Here is a 10874-nt window from a genome sequence, read left to right on the forward strand (position 1 = left end):
TAACATAATTCAACCGACATAGGATTTCAAAATCCAACCGATCAAAATGCCAAGCCCCCCAAACCGAACTGCTTGCCAAAAAGGTTGTTTTATGCTTCCCCACGAAAACAGGCTGCTTTCTAAATTCAACTCGATAGTTTCCAATTCTTGCTCAATTTCCCGCAATTCTTTTTTGAGTTGCGGCAATGGATTTGGGCGCTTGGACTGGCGGATTTCTTCGCGCCGATGACCGAGTTCGACTTGGCGCTGTCGATCGACCTGAATTTGAGTGTACCGTTCTTTGACTGCTGCGAGCGATCGCTCAACGGCTGCGATCGCTTGAACAAACTCACTTTCTTGCTCTTCGGGATTTAACTCTGACGGCTGTTGAGGCATTTCGATCTGCAAACCTGACAATAATAATAAAAAAAACCGATTTCCAATTAAGTTGTTATTATATGCAGTATATTTTTAAAATTCTGAAACGGCAGCCAAATCCGTATAATTGCCAATTATGCTTGAAACTACACAAACAACCCAAACTGTCAACCTCAACGAGCTGAGTACGGTAGAACTAGCCCAAGCTCTCGCCGCGCGCCTCGCCATCCCCGAAAAAGATTGGCATCGCCTCAAAGCCAACCGTTCCGCGCGCGCCTGCGAGCAAGCTGCGGCCGCTTTGGTCTTTTTGCTCAAAAAACAGCCCGAAGAAGCTCTCCCGCGCTTAAACCAAGCGGCAGGATGGCTGGATCGATCGATATCTGCTCCTCCCTGTCCCACCCACGGCAAATGATTTTGAGTTTTGATTCTGGAGTTTTGGCTTGAGTAGTTGCTCAAAACTTAGACAATCGCGCCGCTCGATCGAGCAGCGCGATTGTGAGTTCAAAAGATTTATACTTTTTTAACTCAAAACTCACATTTTGCATTACGATCAGCTATCAATAGCCATAGCGTTCAAATTCTCACTGCAAACTTCAGTCCGGGAACGAAAAAATTTCCAGGTCTAGCTGAGGTGAAAACTGCTGCTTTCATAGCGGTGCTAGCGCAACCCCGGCAGCCGATACCGACTGGGAAGTTCTTTGCACAGCCGTAACTCGGTACCTTGAGAATTCCACTCTACCCGATCGAATATTTGGTAAAGAATAAACAACCCCCTACCACATTCCTGTTCCACATGGGGTAGTGCAGAGTTATCTGCAACCTCCTCTGCGAGGAGATTGTCGCAATCATCGGTATAAAGGTTGCAACTGCAAGGGGCCTTAAAGCCAGAACCTTCATCCGATATCACCCACCAATATTGGTTTTGGACGATCGAAAAACGGACTCCAACAGTTTTACCTGGATCTAATTTGTTTCCATGCTTAGCAGCATTTACCAAAGCTTCTTGAAGCCCCAACCGCAATTGGGCTTGCCAGATTTCTGGCACCTCTGCTAGGAGCAGATCCAAAATAGGACAAAGGTATAGAGTAGAAGCGAAGCTAATAGTAATCCAATTGCGTCCGACGGGACGAGGTGAAATAGCAATCACTCAGAAAACTCCCTAACTTTCAGGTGGATAAAGTTCACACCCTGCATAGTTGGCTCCCTAGTATTCAAAATGCTAATTAATTGAGCGGCGCAGCTCTACTTATATCTTAGAGTATCCAAGCAATTAAGAACAGCAAACCACGTCACAAAATATTCAGCGATTCTGAGAAACTTCTGCAGAGAACCATCAGTAATTTTACTTATAAGTTCTCCCAGCAGCGAAATTTTGAGCTCAGCTTTTGCCAGCTAGCAACCAAACCACTAGCTGCATCCTCGAAGCCGTCAACACCTCTTGAACAAACGATCCCCACCTGGAAAAGCTCTCCAATAACTATAAAAAAGTCGATCCCTTCACCCTCGCCCATCAGGTTCGACCCTCGCAGCCCCTAGGCAAGCGCCATCGCCTAGAACTTGCTTTTGCCGCCAAACAGCAAAATCATCATACCTAGGTATGTTGCAGCCAAAACCCAATTTATTATCCAAAATGCGATCGGGTCAAATATCTCCCATTGCTGCGCCCCTCACAAAATCAATATTCGTTACAAAACTTATTAATTCTGAGTGCGTGAGAACCCGATATCTCAACTCGCCCAAATTGACCAATCCTTTGCTGGCGCAACTTCTGCTCCTTGGTAAAACTATATAAATCTGAATGTCGCGATACAATAGTTAAAGTAAATAATTATTTCTTTACACTATGCAAACAACCCCAGCCATCACCGCAGCCCCCATAGCTGGCACTTACTGGCAGTGGCGAGGGCATTCAGTATACTACGTTCGATCCAGCGATCGGCATCCAGAACGCCCTCCCCTGCTGTTAATTCACGGTTTTGGCGCTTCCACAGACCACTGGCGCAAAAATATCAGCGGCCTGAGCAAAGACTTTGAAGTGTGGGCGATCGACCTTTTGGGATTCGGGCGATCGGCAAAACCCGAATTACAGTACAGCGGCGACCTCTGGCGCGACCAACTCCACGACTTTATCACCAACATCATCGGCCGGCCCGCCGTACTAGCAGGCAACTCCCTCGGAGGCTACGCCGCCTTGTGTGTAGCAGCAGGGCGCCCCGAATCAGCAGCCGGACTCATATTAATCAACAGCGCCGGCCCCTTCAGCGAACCGCAGCCCGCACCCGAAGCCCCGCCCTTGCAAAAAGCCATATCTGCAGTAGCTAAAACCTTATTTCAGCAAGATTGGGCAAGTTTTCTGCTGTTCCAGTACGTGCGCCAGCGATCGACAATTCGGAAAACCCTAGAAAAAGTTTATCTCGACCAAAGCGCCGTCACAGACCAATTAGTAGAAGAAATATACCTTCCCTCCTGCGATCCCGGTGCCCCCAAAGTATTCGCCTCCGTATTCCGAACACCCCAAGGCGAAAAAATTGACGTATTGCTGAGTCAATTAACCAGCCCGTTGCTAATGCTGTGGGGAGAAGGCGATCCGTGGATGAATTCCACAGAAAGAAGCGCCAAATTTCGCAAACACTATCCGCAGTTAACAGAACACTTTATCAAAGCCGGTCACTGTCCCCACGACGAAGTACCAGAACAGATAAACGAACTGATTCGCGCATGGATAATTGACAAGGGCATGGGGCATGGGGCATAGGGCATAGGGCATGGGGCATGGGGCATAGGGCATGGGTTACTGGTTATTGGTTATTAGAACGAATAACTAACAAGAAACATAGGACAAATAACCAATGACTAATGACTAATGACTAATGACTAATGACTAATGACTTCATTTAACTTTCAGGTTAAATTATACTTACATATTCTGAGGAGACGGAAACAATGACCCGCAAAAAGACTCGCCGCCATTTTATATTGAGCAGTATAGCTGTTGCCAGCGGCATTGCAGGTGCTAAGGCGATCGAACAGCAGGATCGGGAAATCATAGCCGCACCCAATAACCAGGCGGCCGCCACAGTAAAAATGCCAGAACGACTTTTAGGCAACACCGGCGTGAAAGTGCCGATTTTCGGTTTGGGGGGGGCCGGACAAACACCGCTGTCGCAGCCGGGAAGAGAAGCAGAAGCAGCGGCGCAAATTGAACGGGCGATCGAACTAGGCATTCGCTATTTTGACACGGCGGCCGACTACGGGCCCAGCGAAGAAAACTTAGGCAAAGTTTTGCCACCATATCGAGATCGCCTATTCCTAGCCTCAAAAACCGCCGCCAGAGACAGAGACGGTGCGTGGAGAGACTTAGAGCAATCGCTCAAAAGATTGAAAACCGATCGGCTAGACTTGTGGCAACTCCACCACGTCTCATTCCAAACAGAATTAGACCAAATTTTCAGTACCAAAGGAGCAATAAAAGCGATCGAAGAAGCCAAACAGCAAAAAATAATTCGTTTTTCCGGCATCACCGGACACCACGAACCAGCCATCATTGCTGCAGGCTTGGAACGCTATCCTTTTGACACAACATTAATCTGCCTCAACGCCGCCGAAAAACATCACCCGCGCTCCTTTGTTACCAGCGCTTTACCAGTGGCCAAAGCCAAAAACATCGGCGTCATAGCCATGAAAATACCAGCTTACGGCAAATTATTTCAGAACGGTGTTTTAGATGGAATGCACCAAGCAATGGGCTACACGCTTTCACTTCCCGGCGTGCACTGCTGCGTCATCGCCGCCGAGTCAGTAAAGCAATTAGAAGAAAACTTAAAAGTCGCCCAAGCATTCAAACCCCTGAACCCAACAGAAATGGCAGCACTTGAAAAACGCACCGCCGCCGCTTGGCAAGAAAATACATTTTTCCGACAGTGGACTTAAGATATCAACTCCAAAATTCCCTTTTTCATCTGTGTTTATTTTAGTGTTTTTATTGTGTCGCGGGCGTCCCGCCCGCGGTCTCAACTCCACGCTTCATCAGAATTATTCATCTCTCTTATCTCCCTCTGTGTTCTCTGCGTTCTCTGTGGTTAAATCCTTCCGATCCAACCGGAAACGATAGGAATCATAGTTTTGTATGAAAACTCAAGTCCTCACTACGAACCTACAACGTTTATGTTACCAAACTTGATATCATCTGCGGTGAAAATACCTCAAATCACAAAACAAGGCGAGCCAACCCGCTCGCCTTGCTTGTTATCATAAAAAATGCACTTTGTCAACAGCAAAGAGCTACTTTTTTTTCCGTTTAGCCTTATCTAACCGCCTGCGATCGCGCCACTCAACCGCTGTCAAATAAGCCACCCCACCAGTCACTGTCAGCAGTAGTACAAAGGCCACTAAAACGAGAAAATTAGCAATCGAAAATTCCACAACCCCTCTTCCTCTGATTTTACATTTTCTACTTTCGATTTTAGATGAAAAATGTTAACAATTAACAGTTGAATTTAGACGGCTAACTGTTAACTGTTAACACTCCCTTCAAACTGCTGGCAACTCTGACAAAATGGTAAACCTAACATGATTAATTGCCAGACTTCCCACGGAAACCTCCTCCTTATTTAAAGGAAGACCGCCGCTAGTGAGACTTTGAAACCGAATTCCCTTGCCAATTTCTACGTGATACCAAGCCAAACCCATAAAAAATCGCAACGGATAAGGGCCTCTATCTTGAATATCATCAGGATTAGATTCCATCGGCACCCAGCCAAAACCCGGAATGTAAAACTCCAGCCAAACGTGATTGAAATCCGGTTCCAGCGACACACCTTTTCTGTCACCAAAAGCGGGGCACTTGTAGCGGCCGATCGTGCGGCAAGCAATCCCGTTTAACCTAGCCAAAGCTAACAAAAGTCCCACGTATTCGCCGCAGGAACCGATACCACGGCGCAGCACAATATCGGGAGTGTCAATGTGAGGCCTAATTCCGTAAGAAAGTTGATCGTAAACAAAATTACGAATGCTCAGCAATTGCCTGAGAATGTTAGTTTCCGAGCCAATGGCAGCCACAGCAGCCGATCGCACAATTTCCGTATCCATCGCCAAATTGTCATTATCCACCAAATACTTAGCTGCAAACTCCGGCGACAGCTTCGGAATCTTTTCCACATCCCTCGGTGACAACTGATACTTAATCGATCGAACTTCTAACAAAGCCTTCCAGCCAAAAATTCGGCGTTCCCCAGGGTGCAGCCGATCGAACTTAAACACCGCCACCCGTTCCCCTTCCTGAATTTCCTCAGTAAAAGGCATTCCAATCGGCGTAATTTTCCTAACCTTTTGCCGGTGAGTTTGCGAAGGCAAAGCAATCCGCCACTCCAAATTTTCGATGTCTACCTCATCGAGAGGAGACAGTTCCTCCACATAAGACATTTCCATCAAAAAACCGTTTGACAAAGCGTAGCGATCGGCTTCATTGTAGTGAAAAGACAAAGGCTGAATAAAAGTGCGATCGCGCTTCGTCAACTGAAAAGGATCTTCCGAATTCGGGTCATCCCGGATGTAAAGTTCATCCCCGGCATAAGCCACGTACAGAACCTCCTCCCCCGTTTCGGAATCCTTGTGAAAAGCCAAACCCGAAGGCGACTCAAAGGGAGTCAAAACACTAAATTTAATCTCCCCAGTTCCCCGTTCCAAACAGTAAACAGTTTGCTCAGTCTTGTCGCAAACCCAAATTTCCTCATCCCGGACTGTGATATTTTCTACCCCAATACCGGGGGCGTAAAACCGAGTAATTTCCCGACCAGTTTTCAGGTCAAAAACCAGAATATAGCCCAATCTCTGGCAAGTCACATAAAGCGTAGATTTCCACACAGCAATCCCGTCAGCAGGATAAGAAAGCGAAACAAAATGTTCCGGTTTGAGTTCAGCGATCGCCCCGTCCAGAATTGCGCCCCGACAGCAACAAATATCCTCATCCCGCGCAAACCAGAGAGTATCTTCCGAAATAGCCAGCCCCGTTGCGCCGGCAAACTTAGCCGTTTGATAAGGATTCAAAACAGTAGTGTTGTCACTTTCTCGATCGATCTCCAATAGCAGCCCTTCGGCGCGATCGACAGCGAACAACCTATTTCCTAAAAAAGCAATGCCGTGCAGTGCCAAGACTCCGATGGGTCTGACCATCCGCAGCCCCGAAGGCTGTTTGTCCGAGAGAACAGGTGAATCGAGATTCATGCTAAATTTCTTGCCGGTATTGTACACAAAAACTGATTTGTAACTTGTAGCCGATCGCTTGAGGTTCACCAGCAAAATTGCCGAGTTTCCTGATATCCAGGACTGACGCATCAACCAGGTGTTTTTACCAAAAGACGCGTTGTAGCCTCTTGCTAGAGTTAAAACACCCCGAATATTAGGGTTTAACAAGCTCAACCCAACCTGCTGCTGTGAATGGAAGTAAGTATAACTACTAAGCTACCACTGACAAACGCGACAGAGAATTCTATGTTGAACAGAGCGACCCAAATAATCGTATCTGCCTGAAGATATAAATTAAGTACAACAGATTACTATATCGGTCAAAACCTTGGATAGAATAAAACCGTGCGATAAAGTTCCTAGGTTCATCAGAAGGCAGGTTCGTCATGGCTTTGAAGTCTGCTCTAAATATCAGTGCTCTTTCCTTAATTCTGTCTTTAAAGGCACTGGCCGCCGGTAGTTTTTTAATACCAGCAGAGGCTCTCAACAGCCCCGCAAACATTGTCCAGCGCGCATCACCACCGCAGCTACCCCTCAACTGGCAAACAGTTCAACCCGCCCAAGCAAGCGGAAGTAGACCCAACAGCGAGCAATTGGGATCCGCCTGGAATAGCTTTCAACCGCCACAGGACGGAGTACCCGGAAGGCGGGAAGGGGGAGGAACCCGTGGCTTAGAATGCCCCACGGCCACCACTGCCTTAACTGCCTTGATTCCCCAATCAACTATGGGGCAAACCATATCAGCAAAGCCAACATTTTTCTACTACCTTCCCGTAGCCCTAGACAAAACAGTTCAGTTTGAGTTAGCAGACGAAAGGGACAAAACACTATACAAAAAAAGTTTTCGCATGGTAACTAGCCGTGCAGGTGTAGTTAGCGTCAGCCTCGACTCCGACGACAACTCGCCAACCTTGGAAGTTGGCAAAAACTATCAATGGTACTTTACTATCAAATGCAACCCAAAAAATACAAAAGATGATGTTCTCGTTTCCGGGTGGATCAACCGCACCGCAGTCGCCCCAACCGTGAAAACAGAGTTGGATCGATCGTCCGATCTCACCAAGCTCAGCATCTTCGCCCAACAAAATCTCTGGTACGAGTACCTGGCAACTCTAGCTCAATTGCGTATCCAGTCTCCCAGCGATGCCAGTTTAGCGATCAAATGGTCAGCAGTTTTGAATTCAGTCGAACTCGGCAAAATAGCCCAAGAACCCTTAGTCGCAAGTGAGTTAACACCTATCACAAGAAAATAATTCGATACCAGCTTCACGCAAAGAATGCAGCGGTAGGCCCGTACCCCAAACCCTGATACCCATAAGTCAGTCGATTTGAGATTTGAGATTTGAGATTTTAGATTTACTTGCTGCATTGAATCTGGGAGCAGGAACAGGAGTCTAAAATTTTAGGATCTACACTGATGAACATTCGGGGCACGGTATCCGTTTTTGGGCGAGTCATTGCCAAATCTAAAATCTAAAATCTAAAATCTAAAATAGTATGAGGGGTGCAGCAAGTACGAAAAGCTCGGTTTCGATCGCGGTATTTGGCAGCGCCCCAAATGATTTTTGCCTGTTGCGGGTTGTTTGGTCGATCGTCCTAAATAAATTAAAATTTTTGTAACGATCGGCAGTTCGGACTTTTGGCATCTGGAAAGGCGGGCGGTGGAAATTTTGATGGTCAAATTTCGCCTAATACTAAATGATAAACTGGCATAGTCAAGCAGCCGACAAACTTATTTTAGAGAAATTATTAATTATGCGCCCGAATGCAAATATTGCACTATTTCGGTTGGGGATTTCACTTCTAACAGCGCTCCCGATGGCTTGCTTTTACGCCAATAAAGCTATATCCCAAACAAACGATATTTCTCAGTTGCCGATCGCCGCTGACAACTCAGCAGATACGGGCAATCAAGTATTAGCACTGCAAAAACTAGAAATCAAGCAGGATGAAACAGCAACAAACTTAAATCAGCTTCCCGATGCGATCGAGACCAACCCTGAACCAGAAAGACCATCGAACCGGGCACAGAACAGCCAAGAAGCCTGTTCCACAAGCAGTTTGATTGATTGTGGTACGGGCTTCTTGCCCGAAGCAACAAATCTGGTTGACAACGATCGCCAATGTCAGAACCCGCTAGATTGTAATTTTTTAGCCCAGAACCCGCAGACGCCACCGGGAAACCTCCCGCCCGACTTAAACCGCGATCTAGTACCAAATCCGCTGTTACCGTCGCCGCCGACTCAGCCAGATCCCAATCGCGATCGATTTCTGCAACCGGCCCCGCAGCCTTCCCCAGAACCTCCCCAAGTACCGCCCACAGTAGCGCCGCCGTCTCCGTCGCCAGTTCCCCCAACGCTGCCGAATACACCAATTGATGTGCAGAAAATTCAAGTAGTTGGCAGCACAATTTTAAGCCAAGACGAAATTAATGCCTTAGTCAACCCCTTAGAAGGCCGTTCTACCACCCTAGAACAGCTCAAACAAATCGCCGACAAAATTACCGAAATTTACCTCAATCGTGGCTACATCACTTCGAGAGCAGTCTTGCCGCCCCAAACTATCACCGCAGGGGTAGTCCAAATTCAAGTGATTGAAGGCAAGCTAGCCCGAATTGAGGTAGAAGGAACTAAAAGATTGAATCCAAGTTACATCCGCAGCCGGATTCGACTCGGTGCCGGAAGGCCTTTAAGCACAGCTTTATTAGAAGACCAACTCCGGCTGCTGCGAGTCGATCCTTTATTTGACAATGTAGAAGCCAGTCTGCGGGCCGGGGATAATGAAGCCGAGAGCATTCTGATCGTCCGAGTCTCGGAAGCTAATCCATTTCAACCTACTTTCAGCATTGACAATTACTCGCCTCCCAGTGTCGGTTCCGAAAGATTGGGAGTTAGTTTGCGGCACCGCAATATAACAGGAAATGGCGACGAACTGGCAGCAGCTTATTATCGATCGCTCGGCGATTCAGACGTGTTTGATTTTAGCTATCGCGTGCCGCTAAATGCGATGAACGGCACTTTGCAATTGAGGGCGGCACCGAATCGCAACAGTATCGTACAAGCACCTTTTAACCGTTTTGACATTTCGGGAAAATCGCATTTATTTGAAGTTAGTTACCGCCAGCCGCTGCGGAGAACGCCGATCGAAGAATTTGCCTTATCTGCTGGTTTTACTTATCAGACAGGCAGAACTTTTCTCGAAGGCGAACCGTTTCCTTTTGGCACCGGCCCGGACTCCAATGGTGTCAGCACTACGAGTGCAATTAAGCTGGGACAGGACTACATTCGGCGCGACCCGCAGGGTGCTTGGGCCGTGCGATCGCAATTTACAATCGGCACTAGCTTGTTTGATGCTACTCAAAACGAAGGTTCCGATCCCGACGGACAATTTTTGAGTTGGCTGGGTCAAGTGCAGCGAGTACAGCGATTGAATGACAAACATTTATTAATTTTGCAGGCAGACTTACAGTTGTCAGCTAATAGTTTGTTGCCTTCCCAGCAATTTGTAATTGGCGGCGGACAATCTTTGCGCGGCTATCGCCAAAACGTCCGTTCTGGTGATAACGGCTTCAGAGTTTCCATCGAAGATCGGATTACTTTACAACGCGATGCTTCGGGAAATCCCAAACTTCAATTGGCTCCTTTTTTGGATGCGGGTACCGTATGGAACGTTGCGAACAATCCTAATACATTAACCAATCAGACATTTTTAGCAGGTCTGGGTTTGGGGGTAATCTGGGAACCAATACAGCGGGTGAACCTGCGAGTAGATTACGCTTTTCCTTTGGTGAGAATTAGCGATAAAGGCGACAATCTGCAAGATAACGGCATTTACTTCAATATAATTTATACACCCTAAAGGGACTTACTGATATCTGGCATCATTGTCAGCAACAGGCAAGATGCCTGTTCCACAAAATATAAATTTTCTTGTGGAACAGGCATCTTGCCTGTTCATAAAACCCACATTCCGCAGATGTGGGTCAAAAGATAATAACATCGACGAGCCAACGCCCCGCCGCCGATTCAAGTTACATCCCTTAAAGTCTTTTCCTCACCGTTGACGCAGCCAATGACAGACAAAGATTATAAAAAATGATAGAGTTTCTCTTTAACATAAATATTTTTTTTTGACAACTAACGCCCAGCCAATCTTAATTTTAATCACCTCGGTAAAAAATGAGCCAACGCTAAGCAGATTTGCCTATCCAAAAAGAAACTATAGCTTTTGGCTTTTACGGATTCGCTAGAGAAAGGTTTAGTTGACCCCCCTCT

General features: G+C 46.9%; 10 protein-coding genes. 6 read left to right on the top strand and 4 right to left on the bottom strand.

Going from position 1 to position 10874, the window contains the following annotated elements; genetic code table 11:
• Positions 1-9: 9 nt before the first annotated feature.
• Positions 10-375: a DUF2203 domain-containing protein gene (locus QUB39_RS19365; protein WP_333056390.1), complete on the bottom strand. Its 366-nt coding sequence runs from the start codon at positions 373-375 to the stop codon at positions 10-12.
• Between the two features lie 118 nt (positions 376-493).
• Here QUB39_RS19365 and QUB39_RS19370 point away from each other — a divergent pair, with 118 nt between their 5' ends.
• Positions 494-769 (top strand): DUF6439 family protein, encoded by a 276-nt coding sequence (locus tag QUB39_RS19370; RefSeq protein ID WP_333056391.1) that lies wholly within the window; start codon positions 494-496, stop codon positions 767-769.
• A gap of 246 nt (positions 770-1015) precedes the next feature.
• Here QUB39_RS19370 and QUB39_RS19375 read toward each other — a convergent pair whose 3' ends face one another.
• Complete coding sequence (locus QUB39_RS19375) at positions 1016-1504, bottom strand: anti-sigma regulatory factor (RefSeq protein ID WP_333056392.1); 489 nt, start codon at positions 1502-1504, stop codon at positions 1016-1018.
• A 696-nt stretch (positions 1505-2200) separates the two neighbouring features.
• Between QUB39_RS19375 and QUB39_RS19380 the strand changes: the two genes are divergently transcribed.
• Positions 2201-3112 carry an alpha/beta fold hydrolase gene (locus tag QUB39_RS19380; RefSeq protein WP_333485132.1) on the top strand — a complete coding sequence of 304 codons (912 nt, stop codon included), beginning with the start codon at positions 2201-2203 and terminating at the stop codon, positions 3110-3112.
• A gap of 188 nt (positions 3113-3300) precedes the next feature.
• Positions 3301-4287: an aldo/keto reductase gene (locus QUB39_RS19385; protein ID WP_333246835.1), complete on the top strand. Its 987-nt coding sequence runs from the start codon at positions 3301-3303 to the stop codon at positions 4285-4287.
• Positions 4288-4638: 351 nt separating this feature from the next.
• On the opposite strand, the gene QUB39_RS19390 is transcribed toward QUB39_RS19385, so the two are convergent.
• Positions 4639-4779, bottom strand: coding sequence for a hypothetical protein (locus tag QUB39_RS19390; protein ID WP_333056396.1), 141 nt, complete (start codon positions 4777-4779; stop codon positions 4639-4641).
• Between the two features lie 108 nt (positions 4780-4887).
• Complete coding sequence (locus QUB39_RS19395; RefSeq protein ID WP_333056422.1) at positions 4888-6579, bottom strand: transglutaminase domain-containing protein; 1692 nt, start codon at positions 6577-6579, stop codon at positions 4888-4890.
• Between the two features lie 407 nt (positions 6580-6986).
• Between QUB39_RS19395 and QUB39_RS19400 the strand changes: the two genes are divergently transcribed.
• The 3 genes from QUB39_RS19400 (at position 6987) to QUB39_RS19410 (ending at position 10458) form a co-directional block, all read left to right on the top strand.
• Complete coding sequence (locus QUB39_RS19400) at positions 6987-7853, top strand: DUF928 domain-containing protein (protein WP_333056397.1); 867 nt, start codon at positions 6987-6989, stop codon at positions 7851-7853.
• A gap of 244 nt (positions 7854-8097) precedes the next feature.
• Positions 8098-8220, top strand: coding sequence for a hypothetical protein (locus QUB39_RS19405; RefSeq protein WP_333207822.1), 123 nt, complete (start codon positions 8098-8100; stop codon positions 8218-8220).
• A gap of 78 nt (positions 8221-8298) precedes the next feature.
• On the top strand, positions 8299-10458 hold the full coding sequence (locus tag QUB39_RS19410; protein ID WP_333056399.1) for a ShlB/FhaC/HecB family hemolysin secretion/activation protein: 2160 nt from the start codon (positions 8299-8301) through the stop codon (positions 10456-10458).
• The last annotated feature ends 416 nt before the right edge of the window (positions 10459-10874 follow it).

Origin of the sequence: Microcoleus sp. AT8-B5 (assembly GCF_036705565.1) — a bacterium.
GTDB lineage: Bacteria > Cyanobacteriota > Cyanobacteriia > Cyanobacteriales > Microcoleaceae > Microcoleus.

What these genes read in the sequence shown, in the direction of transcription:
- QUB39_RS19365 (WP_333056390.1), bottom strand. Translation starts at nt 375, where the DNA reads ATGCCTCAACAGCCGTCAGAGTTAAATCCCGAAGAGCAAGAAAGTGAG.
- QUB39_RS19370 (WP_333056391.1), top strand. Translation starts at nt 494, where the DNA reads ATGCTTGAAACTACACAAACAACCCAAACTGTCAACCTCAACGAGCTG.
- QUB39_RS19380 (WP_333485132.1), top strand. Translation starts at nt 2,201, where the DNA reads ATGCAAACAACCCCAGCCATCACCGCAGCCCCCATAGCTGGCACTTAC.
- QUB39_RS19385 (WP_333246835.1), top strand. Translation starts at nt 3,301, where the DNA reads ATGACCCGCAAAAAGACTCGCCGCCATTTTATATTGAGCAGTATAGCT.
- QUB39_RS19395 (WP_333056422.1), bottom strand. Translation starts at nt 6,579, where the DNA reads ATGAATCTCGATTCACCTGTTCTCTCGGACAAACAGCCTTCGGGGCTG.
- QUB39_RS19400 (WP_333056397.1), top strand. Translation starts at nt 6,987, where the DNA reads ATGGCTTTGAAGTCTGCTCTAAATATCAGTGCTCTTTCCTTAATTCTG.
- QUB39_RS19405 (WP_333207822.1), top strand. Translation starts at nt 8,098, where the DNA reads ATGAGGGGTGCAGCAAGTACGAAAAGCTCGGTTTCGATCGCGGTATTT.
- QUB39_RS19410 (WP_333056399.1), top strand. Translation starts at nt 8,299, where the DNA reads ATGATAAACTGGCATAGTCAAGCAGCCGACAAACTTATTTTAGAGAAA.